Origin of the sequence: Oleiharenicola lentus (assembly GCF_051660365.1) — a bacterium.
GTDB lineage: Bacteria > Verrucomicrobiota > Verrucomicrobiia > Opitutales > Opitutaceae > Lacunisphaera > Lacunisphaera lenta_A.
The window spans coordinates 2,704,162-2,721,713 of sequence record NZ_JBOZXB010000001.1; the positions used below are offsets into that span (position 1 = coordinate 2,704,162).

The following is a 17,552-nucleotide window of genomic DNA, read 5'->3' on the forward strand; positions in this document are numbered from 1 at the left end:
ACGTTCAAGGGCGGTTAAGGCTAACCGCCCCTACCTTTTGTAACACCCTTCATGTTCATCATCCCCGATTTCCTGCGCGGCTTCGCCGCTGAGTGCTCGCCCGAGGCGCGCGAACTTGGGTTACTGCACGAACACAAGGCCATCGCGAAACGCCATCGTCGCGTGCAAGCCTCGTGGGCTCCGCATTTGGAGGCCAGTCGCGCGGCCATCGTCGAGGCGGCGCAACTCTGTCCGCCGGATCGCCGTCGTCGCGCGCTCGTGATCGGCGCGGGCGACTGCCTTGATGTGCCGGTGGCGGAACTCGCCGCAATTTTTGAGCACGTCGTGCTCGCCGATATTGTCGTCGGCGCCGAAGCCAAAAAGCTCGCGCGGGCGTCGCGTGGCCGCGTGACCTGCGAGCAGTGGGACGCCAGCGGCGCACTCGCCGGGCTGGCGACGGTGAAGGCCACGCTGTCGCCCGCCGATGCGCATTTGTATTTCGCGCGCGCCGATGCCGGCCCGCCGCCGGGCGGCGAACCTGATTTCATTGTCTCGGCGAATTGCATTTCGCAACTCGGTCTCGTGCCCGGCCACTCGTTGCCCGCTTACGAAAAAGACAAACAGGTTCCCGAGCGTTGCGCCAAGGCCGCCGCGAAACGCCACCTCGAATGGCTCCACGCGCGCCCCGCCGCCGTGCGCATCCTGCTCGCCGACGCCGCGCGCCTCGACGTCGGCCCCGATGGAAAATTGCTCAAGCGCGACACGCTCCACGAACGTTTCGGCCTGCCCAAACCCGATAAACTCTGGCGCTGGGATCTCGCGCCGATTCCCGAGTGGTCGACGGAATTTCACCGGGTTCATGAAGTCGGTGCGTGGATTTTCAACTGATCCTGCGACCGCCACGGCTCGCCGAAAATTTTTGGAGCCGGCACGGTCATGACGTCCGGTGCCAACTCGTTTTAGTTTGCCTTGGCTAGCCGATTGATTTTCCAAGTCGGCGTTCTTCTCTACACCGAGCGAACGCGGATCACTTTCCAAACCCTTCAGCAGTCCACTGCGAAGCGAAGGTGAAAAATTCAGAATCGAAAATTCCCTGACCGAGGGCTTTTCGAGCACCGGTTTCTCAAGCGAGGCATTCCTTTCGGCGCAACGCACCTGGGATGCCGATGCTTCACCCGCACGCGATCGATCCATTCCGATCTGTGCTATCCTCAATTTCTCCGCCGACCCTTACACGGGGTGGCTCTCTTAAAGTTCATTTCCCGGCCGCGACCATTCATCCAGTGGAGCGGTGGTTACGCCAGTTCCCTCACCATGAAATCCTTCCTCAAATTCGCCTTCCCGACCACGCTCGCGGCCAGTGCGTTCGCGGTTAGTCTCGCCGCCAAAGATGTCCTCGTGACCACCGATTGGGTCGCGCAAAACGCTTCGAAACCCAATGTCCGCGTCATCGAAGTCTCGGTTGACCCTGGTCTCTACGAACAAGGTCATATTCCCGACTCTTTCAACGTCAGCTGGCACAACGACCTCGTCGACACGGTGCGCCGCGACATCGTTTCAAAAAAACAATTCGAAGCGCTCGCGTCGCGCCTCGGCATCAAGCCCGACACCACCGTCGTGCTTTACGGCGACAACAACAACTGGTTCGCCGCGTGGGGCGCGTGGATTTTTAATTACTACGGCCATGCCGACGTGCGTTTGCTCGATGGCGGTCGCAAAAAATGGGAGCTCGAAAAACGCCCTTATTCTCCGATTCCCGGCAACGCGCCGGCCACGCACTACGCCGTGACTAAAGTGAATACTGAACTCCGCGCGCGGCTCGGCGATGTCGTCGCGGTGGCCGAAGGCAAATCCGAGACCAAGCTCCTCGATATCCGTTCGCCTGATGAATATTCCGGAAAACTTTTCGCGCCTGCGAACAGCAAGGAACTCTCCGTGCGCGCCGGCCACGTCCCCGGCGCGGTGAATGTCCCGTGGGCCAAAGCAGTGAACGCCGAGGACGGCACCTTTAAGTCAAAAGCCGAGTTGAAAAAAATTTACGCCGAGGCCGGCGTCGACGGCAGCAAGCCCGTCATTGCTTACTGCCGCATCGGCGAACGCTCGAGCCACAGCTGGTTCGTGCTGAGCCAGATTCTGGACTACAGCGCCAAGCAGTATGACGGCTCGTGGACAGAATACGGCAACGCCGTCGGCGTGCCCATCGACAATCCCACCGGCACCGTCTGGAACGGGAAGTAATCGCCACCATTCTCGCCGCTGAGACGACCAGTCGAAAACCGCCGGTCGTCCTGCGCTTGTATCCGCGCTGTGCGCTTCCGCTCCCATGCCTGAATCCTCTCCGACTTCTGCTCTTCGTCCGGCCGGTTTGATCGGCGCTGGTCTGCTCGTGACCGCGCTCATGGCGGCGGCGTGGTATCTGCATGGGAGTGTGTTTTACGGGCGCACCAGTTCATGGCCGCTGATCAGCGGCGCGGTATTTGGCTTTGTGCTGCAGCGCTCGCGGTTCTGTTTTTATTGCGGCTTACGGGAATTCATCGAGGAGCGGGATGCGCGCCCCGTGCTGGGATTGCTCGCGGCGCTGGCGGTCGGCGCGCTCGGTTATGCGGTGGTGCTCGGCGCGTGGGTGCCGTTTCCCGAGACGACGCAATTTCCACCGCGGGCGCATGTCGGCCCGGCGGGCTGGCACTTGCTCGTCGGCGGCCTGACTTTTGGCATCGGCATGGCTTTGTCCGGCTCTTGCCTCAGCGCGCACTTTTACCGCCTCGGGGAAGGATCGCTGCTCGCGCCGGTCGCGCTCGGCGGCGCGGCGGGTGGTTTCATTCTTGGGTTTAACGCGTGGGAATTTTTCTATGTGCGCGCGCTGACCGAAGCGCCGATCCTTTGGCTCCCGCGGAATCTCGGGTATGGCGGCGCGCTCGCGCTGCAACTTCTCGTGCTCGCAGCGCTCGCGTTCGGGGTCTGGCGACGCGGAATCGTGCCGTCGCCGCGTCCGGCGATGGAACGCTCACTGCGGGGCCTCGCGCGCGCGGTGTGGGTCGATCGCTGGCCGCACTGGCTCGGTGGTGTCTTGGTCGGTTTACTTGGAACGGCGGTGTATCTGCGTTCCACGCCGCTGGGCGTCACGTCCGAACTCGGTCGCTTGGCGCGAAAGTTCGGTGGGCAAGCTGGCGTAGTGCCGAAAAATTTGCCGGGCCTCGATGAATTTCCCGGCTGCGGCACCGCCTACATTACCGAAGTTCTCTTCACGCCCAATGCGCTTTTCGTGATTGGCCTAGTCGCGGCAGCGCTGGCGGGCGGACTGGCGGCGGGACAATTCCAACCCGAGCGCCCGACTTGGCCGCGCGTGGGGCTGGCGCTCGTGGGCGGGGTGCTGCTCGGCTTTGGTTCGATGATTTCAATCGGCTGCTCCATCGGCACGTTGCTCTCAGGCATTCAGGCGTTCGCCGTATCCGGTTGGATTTTTGCGATCGCGCTGGTGGTGGGCGTTTACGGCGGATTGAAATTCCGGCGCGCGCTCGGCCAGTAAATTTCCGCGCGGATAAATTTTCCCGCGCATCGACCCGCTATGACAAAAGATTTTTTCCGCGCGTTGGTTTTATACTTTACCTTTCCAGTAGGAATTAACTTTATGCACCGCGATTCACCGCTACGCAGCGAAAATCCTGTCCAGAAGTAAGTCGGGCCGACCACGGCAGACACTTTGGAGTCTCTTTAAAATTAATCGCCGTCACCGCACACCCGGCCCCCGGCGCAAACCAGCAATCCATCTACGCGTTTCGATGCTTCCGGCCTCGAGCGCGTGCTCCGCAGATCGTTCTCCTCTTCAGCAGCGCAGTCTGTGCACACCCGCATGAAACTTACTTCACCAAAAAACTTCTCGAGCCTCTTCGCCAGCAGCGTGGCCGCTCTGGGACTCCTCGCCGTCACTTCGCAGTCGCTTCACGCGCAAGCGACTCACACCACCCAAGACTGGGCGCAAACGCCAGCCGCGTTCGACGACGGCGAATCGCTGCGCGATTTCCAAACCCGCCAGCGCTCCGCACTCTCGCTCCTGAAAGGAAATCCCGAACTCGAAAAGTCCGTTAAGCTTTCCGCCAAAGTCACCGCCGAGAGCCGCACCGGCATTCGCCGCCTGCGCATCCGCAATTTCCAACTCCTGAGCGACGGCGGCCGCGAGACGGCTGAGTTCAATCTCGCCGCCGGCTCGTGGCCGAGCGTGGTCTCGGCGCTGAGCAGCGCGGTGGCCGGCGATTTTCTCACGCAAGCGTCGCTCAAAGGCATCCCGATCGACTCGCTCGAAGTTATCTTCACAAGCCGTCCCGGCTCCGCGCCGTCGCAAACCACGGGCACGCAAGTGACGTATCCGCGCGGCCTCGCTTACACGATCTTTGTCGAGTCGCCGGCGTCCGACCAACAGCTGGAAGAGTTGCGCAAAACCGTGGAACGTGTTTCGCCCGTGCTGAATCTCGTGACGCAGGCGCAAAACATCGGCCACGGCACGTTGGTGCTCACGCCGACGCCCGCGCAGCGCGAAGGCAAGGTGCTCGCCGGTCTCCGGGAGTTTCTCGAAGATAAATATGCCGCCTCCCAAGGAGCCGTGCCGCCCGAGTGGACGAAAGATCGCGTCGCTCCCAAGCGTGACGACTCGCGTCCGCCGCTGCGTGCGCACGTCAAAGTCGAGGGCGACACCGGCATCCGCAACATCCGCACCGACAACGGAAATTTTCAAATCATCCACGATTATCCGCGCTATCTCGGCGGCCACAATATCGGCGTGGTCCCGGAAGAAGACATTCTCGGTCGCATGATCACGTGTCTCACGCACATCTACGAAATCGAAGCTTCGAAGCGCCAGGTCGTGCTCGACACATTGGAGCTCGAAGTCGAAGGCACGCTCACGACGCGCCTCGGCAACACCGCAAATCCGCCGGTCTACAAAGACATCGCCTACCGCGTGAACATTGGTTCGCCGGAACCAAAAGAGAAAATCGAAGCGCTGCAAAAAGCCGTCGAGGCCATCTGCCCGATCTACAACATGCTGAAAGATTCTCAGCCGGTTAAAGGCACGATCGTGCGCGGACCTTACACCGCGGAAAAAGAAAAAGCCGTCGGTAATTAATTTGGGGTAGAGCTCTGGGATGTTGGCGACCCTCACTTAGCCTGGGGTCGCCATATCCCGGGCTGCACCGCGCCAGTCAATTTACGTCAGGGTTGTGCCGACCACGGCAAACCGTCGGGAAGTTCAGTCAAGCGCAGGCACCGGACGACCGGTCAGCCCGCGCATCACCACGCAGCGATCTCTTTCGCGCGCCTCACTCCGTCGCCAAGGCGGATGCGCGCGCGCCGCCACGCTGCGGCACACCTTAAACCAACAAGTTATGAACAGGTCAGGATCTCATCAGTCAGCCAACCCGCGAAGCCCTCGTTTCGCTCCTTCCAAATCCAAGCTGGTCGCACTGCTCACGCTCGGCAGCATTTTGGTTTCACTGCCGCTCGGCGCGCAAACGTCCTCGCAAATCGAAGCCGAAATCGCGCGCCTTCAAAAACTGCTCGCGGAAACCAGAAGCGCCGAAGCCATCGGCACTCCGGTCGCGTCTGCCTCCATTGCCAGCGCACAAACGCTGCCCGTCGGGCAAACGGCCGCGCAGCCTCCCAAGGAAGACGCTTTGGATTTGGGCAAGATTGTCGTGCGCGCGGAAACCGATCTGCGCGAAGTTCCGAAATCCGTTTCCGTCGTCACCGGCTACGAGTTGAAGAAATTTCACGTCAATAATTTCCGCGATATCGTGAAGCGCATCGGCAACGTGCGCACCTCGTGGCAAAACCCGAACACCGCTTCGATCTTCGTGCGCGGCGTGGGTTGGGCCGCCGGCGCGGGCGTGCTGGACCCGAGCGTCGGCGTGACGGTCGATGGCGTGAGCCACGGCATCACTTCGATTTCCGCGCTCTCGAATTATTCCGACATCCAAAGCGTCGACGTCACGCGCGGGCCGAACGGCATCGACGGTGGAAAAAATTCCAACGTTGGCCGCGTCTCGATCCGCACCAAGGATGCCAGCTTCGTGCCCGAGGCGTTTGGCGACGCGCTGTTCGGTCAGCGCAACGCAGTCACCGGCTCGGCGACCATCGGCGGGCCGATCATCGAAAACGAACTCGCTTACCGCATCTCGCTCCATCGCGAAACGGCGGACGGCCCGTTCCCGAATAAAAACGACACGACCTACACGTGGCGAAACACGGATCGCACCAACTTGCGCGCGCAATTCCTGTGGCTGCCGACTGACAAGTTGTCCGCGCGCCTGAGCTTCGACCTCACGCCGACCGGACGTGAAATTTGCGAAAACTGCTTCGCATTTCGCCTGAAGACCCCGGCGTTTTACGATCGTCTCGACGCCAACGGCAATCGCATCGCCGTGGATTACGCTGAAGATGGCTTCGGCAAAATCCAGCGTCGCTGGTTCGCGCAACGCGCCGACTACACCATCGACGATTACTACGCGAAGGAGACCAACACCATCGCCGAGTATCCGAACACTTACGAAACGCGCGGCGTGACGCTGAACCTCAAGTCTGAACTCAGCGACAACTTCACGGTGTCTTCGATCTCCGGTTGGCGTGACTACGAGTTCTCGCAAGGCGCGGGCACGCACACGCCGTTCGACTGGCTGCGTGCCCCGCGTGGCACGCAGACGAGTTTCGAACAGCTCAGTCAGGAATTCCGCGCCGATTGGAAAATCAATCCGGCGTTGAAGTATCAAGGCGGCGTTTATTTCTACGAAGGCCGTTTCCCGAACTACAGCCAGACCGAGCGCTACGGCGCGGACGGCGGCGCGTGGTATGCCAACGCCGCACAGTATGCGATTCTCGATCCCGTCGATCCGTTGCTCCCGAACGCCACCAGCACTTCCGGCTGGTCGTTGCTCAAGAATGCCACGGACGGCCTGATCACGAAGCGCGCGGAAAAACTCAACAACACGAGCCTCGCCGCGTATTCCAATCTCACTTGGAAAATCAGCGAACGCCTCGCGTTGACCGCCGGCCTGCGTCTCACCCAGGAAGAACGCAAGACCTCGGGCTACAGCAAGATCGCGCAGGACGGTTTTGCACCGGAACTCAATCCGGCATCGGTGAACAACGTTCAGCTAAACGGCTTTAGCTCGAACGCCGCCGGCGCGCTCACGGGCACGAACAGCGCCACGCAACTCGCGCTCGCCGATTTCGTGGCGCAGAAATATTTCGGCGTGGCGACTTACGGTGGCCTCACGGCCGCGCAACGCGCCCAAGTCGGCGCGGCGAAATCGATTCGCGCGGCGCGCATCGGTTCGCTCTACCAACAAACCGACGCGGAGCCATTCGAAGAAGTGCTCCCGAACGGCGAGATCAGCGCGACGTATAAGTTGAACGACCAGCAGACGGTGTTCGCTTCGTGGAAACACGGCGAGAAAGCCGGCATTTCCCAACTCGTCGGCGGCACGATCCTCGGCGGAAAGTCGGTGCCGGTTGAAAAGGAAACCACGGATGCATTCGAGGTCGGCACGCGCGCCTTTTTCCTCGATCGCACGTTCATCGTGAATGCGACGGCGTTCCTCCAGAACATCGACAACTACATCCAGCCGACGTTCGTTTACGACGAGGTGCAAACTCAGTTGAACAACAACGGCCTGCTCGCCTACGTCTCGACCCTCGGCAACGTGCCGAAAGTGCAGACGAAAGGCATCGAGCTCGACGCCTCGTATCTCGGGATTCCTTACACGACGCTCCGCATCTCGGGCGCCTACACGGAAGCCGTTTACAAGGACTTCAAGTTCGCGCCGCGCCCCGGCGAGCAAGGCGGCCCCGGCACGCCGACCGCGTATTGGGACGCCACCGGCAAAACCTTGCCCGGCGCACCGAAGTTCAGCGGCAACGTTTACGCGGACTTCACTTACCCGATCGGGAACAACGTGATTCACACCAACGTGAATTATAATTTCCAAAGCGGATATTACACCGACACGACGCTGTCGCGTTACTCGTTCACCGAATCCTACGGCCTGACCGACATCTCGATTGGCTTCGGTCGCAAGGATCAGCGCTTCGACGTCAGTCTCGTCGCGAAGAATGTCTTCAACGTCGATGACAGCATCCTGCTCGCCTGGAATTCCTACAAACCGGGCGTGCCGCGCTGGATCGGCGTCATCGTAAACTTCAAACTGTTTTGATCGCGCGCTAATCAAGCCGCCAACACCACACACACGCCGACGGCCACGCAGGTGGCCGTCGGTTTTTATTTCTTCTCAATTATTGGAGGCGGGGCCATCAGCCCCGCGGGATATCAGCTCAGTCGAAAGCACCGAGCGCGACACTCATTCTATGTTTCTTAGCCAGACGACCAAATCATCTCACCTATTCGCCCGCCTGGCTTTGGTCTTGGTGGCCGCAGCGTGGCTGCTTCCCCATTCGGTATTCGCGCAAACTCCCCCCTTGACTGACACCGACGCGCGACTGGGCGCTCCGTTGAAGAAAAAACTGCGCGCCACTCTCGGGAGCGAAACAGCGCCGATCGTCGTCGTGGAATTCTTCAGTTTCAAATGCGCGCACTGCCGCACGTTTCATGAAACTGTTTTTCCGACCCTCAAACAGCAGTATATCGACACCGGAAAAGTCGCCTGGGTCGCTATCAACGCGAGCAATAACCCGCGCGATCAAGACTCGCAGGTATTCCTCGCCGCCCGCGCCGCGTTGCAGGTAGGCGTGTATTGGGAATCGTTGCCGGCGCTCTTTGATGTTGCCGGAAAATCCGATCAAGAACCGCTGGCCGCATTCACCTTTCTCGAGGCTGCGCAAAAAGCGGCACTGCAAAAAGCGCTGTCCGATCCCGCCACTCACGCGCATGTGGTCGAGGATTTTTCCGACTACGCTCATTTGAAAGTGCGCGGCACGCCGACTTTTCTCGTGCGCAAGCTGAGCAACACCGGCCGCTGGTCGGAAGGCGTGATCGAGGACTTGCAGCCGCTGGCTTACTACCGGGAAGTTTTCGACAGCCTGCTGGCGTCGCCTTAAACCGGCACCGTGATGACTTCTCCGCGCACCCCGATCTACGTGAAACGAGCGTTGCTCGTCGTGATCGTTTCCACGGTGGCCGGGCTCGTCGTGGATTGGCTACGATCGGATCAGCGCGTGGTATTTTCGCGACCGTTGCCGAAGTTTCGGTCCGTGGAGTCGTTCCGCTGATTCGCCGCATGACGTCGTCTCCCTTTCAATTACGCTTTCGCATTGTTGCGCGCTGGATTCTCGGAGTGGTTTTTCTTTTGGCGGGAATCGTGAAACTTACCGCGCCGGTGGCTGTTTACGCGGGCCTCGGTTCTTACCAACTCGGATTGCCAGACACGATTGTCCGGCTGATTGCGGTCGTTCTGCCGTGGCTGGAAATCGCGACCGGTGCGCTGCTGATTTTTAATCGTTGGGTGGAAACGGCGAGCGGGCTGGCGGCTTTGCTCGCCGCCACGTTTGTCGTCGCGCTAGGGCAAGGCATCGCGCGCGAACTGAGTTTGAACTGCGCGTGTTTCGGGGCGGTCGACCTCGGTTGGTTCTCGCAGCCAGTCCCCGCGCTAGGGCGTGCTATGCTTTTGCTCGTGCTTGCGGTGAGCTTGGCCGCAGGTGAATGGCGGCGCACGCAGTCGAGCGGATGACCTCATTCCGGCTTTGACCAAATCCAAGTCCGCTCCAGCTTCGGAGCGCAGCTTGTCTGAGCGGACCACCGCACGATGGCGCTTTATTTTTGATTCACGCCTCGCGCCGCGCCGCGGGGCTCACTGTTTCAAAATCTCCTGTCGATGCCCATGTCGTCTTCTCATCACTCCTTAACTTCGATCCGTGGGCTTTTCCTCGCGTTCGGGCTGGCCTTGCTGGCGCTCTTGACGCGGGCGGATGAGACCTGCTCGTCGCCTTATCTCGTCCGCATCGAAGGGCAGGAGGATTTTGTCTATGTGTGGACGCTCGGCCAGGAAAGCATGGGCGACGGTTCCGATAAACTTGTCACGGTCGACGTGCGGCCCGGCTCGCCGACTTACGGCAAGGTGATCCATTCCCACTCGGTCGGTGGGCGGCACGAAGCGCACCACGGCGGATTCACGGATGATCGCCGTCAGCTCTGGTTGGCGGGGTTGGGCACGAGCAAAATTTTCATCTACGACATCTACACCGATCCCGCGAAGCCGCGGCATGTGAAGACGATTGAAAACTTTGCGGAAATTACCGGCGGCGCGGTCGGTCCGCATGGCGTTTATCCGTTGCCGGGGCGCGTCTTGATTCCGTGCCTTTCGAATTCGAAGGATTTGGGCGGGCGCACGGCGCTGGTCGAATTCGGAAACGACGGCACTTACATCGCGACGCACTGGATGCCGACCAAGGAGACGATGCCGAATTTGCCCGGCGCGGAGTTCGCCGACGGTTACGGTTACGACGCCCGTGTGCTCCCGCGCAAAAACGTGATGCTGACGACTTCATTTACGGGCTGGAAAAATTACACCCGCGATCTCGACGAACTCATCAAGGACACCGAAGCGGTGAAGAATTTTGGAAACTCGGTCGTGCTCTGGGATTTTCACACGCGCACCCCGCGACAGGTGTTTTCCGTGCCCGGCACGCCGCTCGAAGTCCGCTGGGCGTGGAACGAGAAAAGCAATTACGCGTTCACGCACACCGCGACGACTTCGAAAATCTGGCTCATTCACGAAACGAAAAAAGATGGGTGGGCAGCCAAGGAAGTCGCGCACATCGGGCCGGAAGGCGTGAGCGTTGGGCCTTCCGATATCAGTCTCAGCGCCGATGATCGTTTGCTTTTCGTGAATGGGTTCACCGATGGAAAAGTCCACGTGTTCGATGTGTCCGATCCGCATCATCCCAAGAAAATCTACGAAAAACAAATCGGTCGGCAGTTGAACATGGTTTCACAAAGCTGGGACGGAAAACGCCTCTACTTCAGCAGTTCGCTGCTCACGCAGTGGGATAAGAAGGGCGCTGATAACGATCAATACGTGCGCGGTTTCACGTGGGATGGCCGCAGCTTGACCGCGACGTTCGATCTCGACTTCACCGCGCTCCAACTCGGGCGACCGCATCACATGCTTTTCGGGGCCCTCAAACTCGGCGCGCAGCGGGCGGTCTCCGCCAACTGACGCCATGAGCCAAATCCATCAACGCGCTGGCGCACTCTTTGCGGCAGCGATCTTGTTGGGCGGCGTGCCGGCAGCGAACGCGCAAAGCACTTTGCCGCGCACGGCCGAACACGATTACGACACGCCCGCCGCGGGCAGTTACCGCCTGCCGGTGATTCGGGCCGCCGGTGATGGCGCGGTGCTCGATGCCACGGGTCAGACGCGGCAGTTGCGCGAACTCACGCGCGGAAAAGTTACAATTATGAGTTTTATCTACACGCGTTGCGCTTCGCCGAACGCGTGTCCGATGGCGACGGGCGTGTTGCTCGAGCTAAATGAACTTGTCCGCAAAGACGCCACCCTGGCCGATAAAGTGCGGCTCATCAGCCTGAGTTTCGATCCGGAGCACGACACCCCAGCGAAAATGGCGGAATATGCGGCGGCGGTTCGATCTGAGTCCACCAAGTCAGTCGAATGGCAGTTTCTCACCACCGCTTCGCAACAGAATCTGCGCCCGATTCTAGCGGCCTACGATCAGGCGGTTGACCGGAAAGACGATCCCGCTGATCCGACGGGCCCGCTCAACCACACGTTGCGGGTGTTCCTGATCGATGAGGCCGGCCGCGTTCGAAATATCTACAGTGCAGGCACGCTCGATGTGCGGTTGATCCTGGCCGATATCGCCACGTTGAATCTCGAACAGCCCAAGCGCTGAATTTGCGGCGTGGAATCCGGACGAATAGGCCGATAAGCCTAAAGACTTTCGGCCACGCAGCTGTTACTTTGATTTCATGATGTTATCATTGCGGGGATGGGCGGCGTTCACGGTGGCGGTGGTGCTGGCGGTGCTCGCGCCGGCGCGTGATGCCTACGTGTTGCTTTCGGGCGGTGGCACACCACTCACGAACAACTACTCGCAATACCTTCAGGCGCGCGAGGTCGCGAAGCACTTGCAGGCGAATTATCCGCCGGACTCGGTGTGGGTATTCTTCGGCATGGGCACGCGTCCGGGCGAACCGGTGAAACTCGCCGACGTGCGGCGTCAGGTGAAAGAAAAGGACGGCACCATCCGCGAGACGTGGTTGCCCGGCGTGCTTCCACACAACCGGCCGGCGCGCAAAGCAGATTTTCTCAAGGCGCTGCGCGACGAAGTGCTGCCGAGTGTGAAAGAGGGCGGCACGCTCTATTTGTTCATCGGCGATCACGGTTCGCTGCAAAAAAAAGATCCGAAAGAAAGCGTCGTGACGATGTGGCAGATGACGACCTCGGGCGAAGGCAAGAGCGACTGGCGCACGAATCCCGAGGAAGAGCTCAGTGTGACCGATTTACGCGACGCGCTCGCGGCGGGCTTGGGCAAAGGCCGCGTCGTGTTCTGCATGACGCAGTGCCATTCGGGTGGTTTTCATTTTATCGGTGTGCCGCGCGAGGTGTTGCCATCGACCAATTGGTTCTCGGCGGTGCCGGACTGGGCAATTCCCGGAGACGAAAAACCATTGCCGCTCGCCGCCGGATTTACCGCGGTCGACGAAGAATCGCTCGCGGCCGGTTGCGACCCTGATCCCGACCCGGATCGTTGGGCGGGTTACGAGCGCTACATCCCGGAGGCGTGGCTCGGCGTGGACATGTTCTCCGGCAAAAAAATCAACGCCGGTATGAATTCCTTCGCCGCTGCGCATGAGTCTTCCGTGCTCGTCGATCAAACCATCGACAAACCGCGCAGCACGTCGGAGCAATTTCTGGAGCGCTGGGCGACAGTCATCGAAAAACTCTCCGCCGATGAGTCCGTGGTGTTGCCCGAAGTGAAAGCCCGCGTCGCGGCGTATCAGGCGGCCGTCGATGGTGGTTTCGCGCAAGCGGACGATGCCGCGTTTGCCGCGAAACGCGCGCAGTTCGAGCGTTTTCTCGAACGCATGGTCACGCAGAACACGGCGGCCGCCTCGTTGATGAAAGACGGCACGCGTGAAAGGCTTCAGGAAGCCATCGGCCCGAAAAGGCCAGCCGCCTCCGCGACTCCGAGCGTCGCGCCAAAAGCGCCTGCGCCCCCGAGCGAACGCATGATCCTGTGGAAGGATACCATTCGCCCCGCGTGGAAAGCCGCCGTCGAAGCAAAAAAAGTCAAAGGCCTGCGCGGCGAGGCGCTCGTCTTCGAGAATTTCCTGCTCGCGCAGGAAGAGAAAGGCCGGAACTACATGTTCCCCTCCGGTTGGCAGAACCCGATGTTAAACGATCTCTATTGGCGTTCGGGTTATCCGTTCCCTGATAAACTAGATAAAAAGAAAGCCGAGGCGGTCACGCGTTGGGGCGCCGCGCGGCGCACAGCGATTTTGGAGTGGGCGAAAAAATCCAAAGATCCTGCCGTGAGCGCCGCAGGAGAAAAATTATTGCCGACGCCAAAAGATGGAAAAACGAAGGGCCCGTGGCTGCCGCCTCCGCGCACCTTGTCGCGGAAAATCGCCGCCGAGCGCACGCTCTTCTACCGCCGCACGCTCGCCGCGTGGGTTTTCCTCATCGAGATGAAAGAAGAAGCCGTCCTTGCGCAATTGCACCAACTCATCGAATTGGAAAACACCCCGCTGCCCGCGCGTTCCGAGTGAAGTTTAGCGACGGAGTTGACGGCTTTTATTTAAGGCCTGTTCGATCAAAATAAATCGATCTCGTCGCGCCGCCCAATCCCGTTTGTCATATAATATATGACAAACGGGATTGGGCTTTTTTGATGCTAAGAGCGGGTTGGTGGCGGGCAGGCTTTGTGCTATGCAGGGTGCGTGAACCCCGTTTCATCAATTTTGCGCGCGCTGAAAATCACGATCGGTTGGGCGGCACTTTTTTCGGCTCCAGTGATCTGCGCGGTCGAGCCGGCTGATCTTGTGATCACTCATGCCCACGTGCTGACGATGAACGCGCGCCGTGAGGTTATTGCCGATGGCGTGGTGGTGATTAAGGGCTCCGAAATTCTCGCGGTCGGGCCTGCGGAAATCGCGGCGAACTACGCCGCCACGAAAACGATTAACGCGCGGGACGGCATCGTGATGCCGGGGATGATCATGAACCCCGTTTCATCAATTTTGCGCGCGCTGAAAATCACGATCGGTTGGGCGGCACTTTTTTCGGCTCCAGTGATCTGCGCCGTCGAGCCGGCTGATCTTCTGATCACTCATGCCCACGTGCTGACGATGAACGCGCGCCGTGAGGTTATTGCCGATGGCGTGGTGGTGATTAAGGGTTCCGAAATTCTCGCCGTAGGACCGGCGGAAATCGCGACGCGCTACACCGCCGCGAAAACGATCAACGCGCGGGGCGGCATCGTGATGCCGGGGATGATCAATACGCACACGCATGCGGCGATGTCGGTATTTCGCGGCTTGGGGGACGATGTGGCGGATCGCTTGCGTAAATTTATCTGGCCGCTCGAAGCGAAAGTCGTCGATGGGGATTTAGTCTATTGGGGCTCGCTGCACAGCCTGGTGGAAATGATCGAGGGCGGCGTGACGACCTTCGTGGACAGTTATCCGTTTCCTGAAGCGACGGCGAAGGCGACCCACGAGAGCGGGATGCGGGCGATTATTCCTTATGGCGTGAAAGACGACCTGGCGCCCGCGCGGAAATTTGCAGCGGAGTGGGGCGATGATCCATTAATCACTCCGGCCATCGGACTGCATTCGCCGTATGGAGCCACGCGAGAACAGATTGCCGCCGCGGCGAAACTCTCCGCCGAACTAGATTTGCGCGTGACGATGCATGTCGCGGAAATGGATTACGAACTCAAGGAACTGCGCGAAAAATATGATCAGACGCCGATGGAGTATCTCGATTCGCTCGGGCTCCTGAGTCCGCGCTTTATCGCGGCGCATGGCATTTTTTTAACGGAGTCTGACATCGCGTTGCTGGCGAAGTGCGAGGTGGGCGTGGCGCATAATATGGTCGCGAATATTAAATCGGCGAAGGGCGTTGCTCCGGTGATTAAAATGCGGGCCGCCGGCGTGCGCGTCGGTCTCGGCACGGATGGCGCGATGAGCGGCAACACGCTCGATATCATCGGCCAGCTCGGTTACGTGGCGAAACTGCACAAACTTGATAACAAAGACCGCACGGTAATGCCTTCAATCGATGTGGTGGAGATGGCCACGCTCGGCGGTGCGCGGGCTATCCACATGGAAAACAAGCTTGGCTCGCTCGAAGCCGGCAAACTGGCCGACGTGATTATTTTTGAATCTGAATCGACGGTGATGACACCGTTCTACGACGCCTACACGACGCTCGTTTACGCGGCGAGTCCGCGCGATGTGCGCACGACGATCATCCATGGCAAAATTGTGATGGAAGATCGCAAGCTCACGACGGTGAACACGGCGCTCATTCGCGAGAAGGTGCGCGAGATATCGAAGAAGATCACCGCGGTAGTCGGTGCCGGGGTGAACTGAAGATGCGAACGGCTACGAACCGTCTTTCGAAGAGAGAAACGGTGGGCGGGGTTGCCAGGGTTGCGCCGACTTGATGGACGCGCAGCCGACGTCGAAGAGACGACGCATGAAGGTCGGATCGAACATGCCGTGGTGTTTGAGAGGAAAATTGTCCGGGATCATCATGAGTTGATAAGTCGCCTGCTCTTCGAGGGTTTGGCTGTAGATGCGGTAGAGATCGCCCACGCCTTCGGAGTTGACGAGTGCTTCGATGGTGCGGAGCGCGATGGGCACGACGGTGGGATCGATGGCGTCGTATTTGGAGCGCACGCGGCCATTGCGAATGAGGTAAGCAGTCAGTGGGGTCGACGTGCCGTCGGCACGCGGTGCGAGTCCGGCGCGGGCCCCGTTCATGTGGAAAAATGCCTGGCGGCTCAAGCCACCGTCCATGTGGATTTCGGTGTGACGCTCGCCGCCGACTTCCACTTCAAAATATTGTGGAGGAAACACGATGGGGAGCGAAGCGGAGGCGATGAGGATTTTGAGAAACAGTTCCAAGGCATCGGGGCGTCCGCTCGCGGCGATCGCGCTCAGGTTCCAATAAACGGCGTGGCCCGAGACCATTTCGTGCGTGCACACGTAGAGCCGGCGACCGCGCGTGTATTCGCGGCCGATTGCCTCCAGCATCGGTTGATCGATGAGTGCCGCGAGCACGTGATCCATCGGCTTGTTGCTGGTGAGTGAGTCGACTCGCAACAGGCGGAACAACGCGCGTTTCACTTCCGGAATGAAAAGGTCGGCGTCATGAATCGTGGTGTAGGCCTTGGTCAGGCGATCATCGTAAGCCGGGCCCAGAAACGCAAATGGTGCGGCCAGTGCGCCCGTGCTCACGCCGGTCACGACTTGGAATTGCGGTCGCGTGCCGAGTTCGCTCCAGCCGACGAGCACGCCGGCGCCGAATGCGCCGTTCGGGCCGCCGCCGGAAAGCGAGAGGATCGCCACGCCCGCAGGGTTCAACGGAGCGGCGCGCATGGCGGTTTGATAATCGGCAATAAACTCAGCTTCCCGGTAGCCGTGGATGTGGCGGTCGTGCGGAAATCCGGGCACGATGGCTTCGCCGACGAGCGCCTCGGGCACCGGGGGCGGACGACTCACGGTTCCGCATCCACTGAAAAGCAAAGCAAGACCGGCCAGTGCGGAAAAGTGGACGCGTGAGAGCAAGGTGATGCCGTAGCGGAAAAATTAATTGAGCGCGCAGATCAGTTGAGTGGAGAAAGCGTCACATTGCGGAATTCGATCGGCGCGCCTTCGGCTTGGAGCGCGATGAAGCCTTCGCTGAGGGAAAGTTTGGTCGTGTGGTTTTGCTCCACTCCGTTGACGCGCAGCGTGAGCGTGTCGCCCTTGCAGATAATTTCGTATTTATTCCATTCACCCGCGGGCTTTTCGGAGGAGTTTTGCTGGCGGGCGAGTTTACGCAGGGCCTGGGCGCGTTTGACGGCTTCGGCATTGGTGCCGGCGGCGGCGACGGCTTTTTCGCGCGCGATGGTGATCTCGGCGGATTTCGCGGTTTCGCCGAGGAAGTAAATGTCGCCGGCGTTGGTTTCCATCAATTGCGCTTCGACGCTCGAGGGCCAGACGATGTCGGGCGATTGGGCGTGGATGAGCACGCCGCTGTTGCGACTGCGCGGGCGACCTTTGTCGTCGGGTGCGAGCATCGGGCCGCTCCAGCGCCACTCGAGCGTGAGCGTGTAGTTTTTGTAGGATTTTTCGGTGCGCAAGTAGCCCGACGGCACGCTGCTGCACTTGAGCGCGCCATCGGCGACCGTCCACGTGGAGGCGTCGGCGGTGAGACCGGTTTTGACGATCGAAGTCCAGCCGGAGAGATCCTTGCCGTTAAAAAGCGCGACCGGTTCAGCGGCGAAAAGGGTCGAGGTGAGACACAGCGCGGCGAGCGAGAGGAGGCGGAGGGTTGGGGTCATGGGAGTAAGAAGTGTCTGACCTAATTGGAGAAATTTGCGGGCGGAGCAATTTGCAA

At 60.1% G+C, this 17,552-nt stretch carries 14 protein-coding genes; 12 read left to right on the plus strand and 2 right to left on the minus strand.

Annotated features, from left to right (window positions below):
* The first annotated feature begins 51 nt into the window (after nt 1-51).
* The 12 genes from ACRRQW_RS10280 to ACRRQW_RS10335 all read left to right on the plus strand — a co-directional run bounded on the left by ACRRQW_RS10280 (nt 52) and on the right by ACRRQW_RS10335 (nt 15,538).
* Nucleotides 52-867, plus strand: coding sequence for a hypothetical protein (locus ACRRQW_RS10280; protein WP_438481264.1), 816 nt, complete (start codon nt 52-54; stop codon nt 865-867).
* A gap of 426 nt (nt 868-1,293) precedes the next feature.
* Nucleotides 1,294-2,217 (plus strand): sulfurtransferase, encoded by a 924-nt coding sequence (locus ACRRQW_RS10285; protein WP_438481265.1) that lies wholly within the window; start codon nt 1,294-1,296, stop codon nt 2,215-2,217.
* Between the two features lie 85 nt (nt 2,218-2,302).
* On the plus strand, nt 2,303-3,505 hold the full coding sequence (locus ACRRQW_RS10290; RefSeq protein WP_438481266.1) for a YeeE/YedE thiosulfate transporter family protein: 1,203 nt from the start codon (nt 2,303-2,305) through the stop codon (nt 3,503-3,505).
* A gap of 324 nt (nt 3,506-3,829) precedes the next feature.
* The gene (locus ACRRQW_RS10295; protein ID WP_438481267.1) at nt 3,830-5,098 is read left to right on the plus strand and encodes an OsmC family protein; all 1,269 of its coding nucleotides are present in this window, start codon (nt 3,830-3,832) and stop codon (nt 5,096-5,098) included.
* A gap of 259 nt (nt 5,099-5,357) precedes the next feature.
* Nucleotides 5,358-8,180: a TonB-dependent receptor domain-containing protein gene (locus ACRRQW_RS10300; RefSeq protein ID WP_438481268.1), complete on the plus strand. Its 2,823-nt coding sequence runs from the start codon at nt 5,358-5,360 to the stop codon at nt 8,178-8,180.
* A gap of 262 nt (nt 8,181-8,442) precedes the next feature.
* Nucleotides 8,443-9,021 carry a thioredoxin domain-containing protein gene (locus ACRRQW_RS10305; protein ID WP_438481269.1) on the plus strand — a complete coding sequence of 193 codons (579 nt, stop codon included), beginning with the start codon at nt 8,443-8,445 and terminating at the stop codon, nt 9,019-9,021.
* Between the two features lie 12 nt (nt 9,022-9,033).
* A complete protein-coding gene (locus ACRRQW_RS10310; RefSeq protein ID WP_438481270.1) occupies nt 9,034-9,192 on the plus strand; it encodes a hypothetical protein in 159 nt (52 codons plus the stop codon).
* Between the two features lie 8 nt (nt 9,193-9,200).
* Nucleotides 9,201-9,650 carry a MauE/DoxX family redox-associated membrane protein gene (locus tag ACRRQW_RS10315; RefSeq protein WP_438481271.1) on the plus strand — a complete coding sequence of 150 codons (450 nt, stop codon included), beginning with the start codon at nt 9,201-9,203 and terminating at the stop codon, nt 9,648-9,650.
* A 150-nt stretch (nt 9,651-9,800) separates the two neighbouring features.
* Nucleotides 9,801-11,138, plus strand: a complete 1,338-nt coding sequence (locus tag ACRRQW_RS10320) for a selenium-binding protein SBP56-related protein (RefSeq protein ID WP_438481272.1) — start codon at nt 9,801-9,803, stop codon at nt 11,136-11,138.
* A gap of 4 nt (nt 11,139-11,142) precedes the next feature.
* Nucleotides 11,143-11,832, plus strand: a complete 690-nt coding sequence (locus tag ACRRQW_RS10325) for an SCO family protein (RefSeq protein WP_438481273.1) — start codon at nt 11,143-11,145, stop codon at nt 11,830-11,832.
* A 76-nt stretch (nt 11,833-11,908) separates the two neighbouring features.
* On the plus strand, nt 11,909-13,711 hold the full coding sequence (locus ACRRQW_RS10330) for a hypothetical protein (protein ID WP_438481274.1): 1,803 nt from the start codon (nt 11,909-11,911) through the stop codon (nt 13,709-13,711).
* Nucleotides 13,712-13,882: 171 nt separating this feature from the next.
* Nucleotides 13,883-15,538, plus strand: a complete 1,656-nt coding sequence (locus ACRRQW_RS10335; protein ID WP_438481275.1) for an amidohydrolase family protein — start codon at nt 13,883-13,885, stop codon at nt 15,536-15,538.
* Between the two features lie 12 nt (nt 15,539-15,550).
* Here ACRRQW_RS10335 and ACRRQW_RS10340 read toward each other — a convergent pair whose 3' ends face one another.
* Nucleotides 15,551-16,672 (minus strand): patatin-like phospholipase family protein, encoded by a 1,122-nt coding sequence (locus ACRRQW_RS10340; RefSeq protein WP_438481276.1) that lies wholly within the window; start codon nt 16,670-16,672, stop codon nt 15,551-15,553.
* Between the two features lie 104 nt (nt 16,673-16,776).
* Entirely contained in the window at nt 16,777-17,496 is a 720-nt protein-coding gene (locus tag ACRRQW_RS10345) for a 3-keto-disaccharide hydrolase (protein WP_438481277.1), read from the minus strand.
* Between the last annotated feature and the right edge of the window lie 56 nt (nt 17,497-17,552).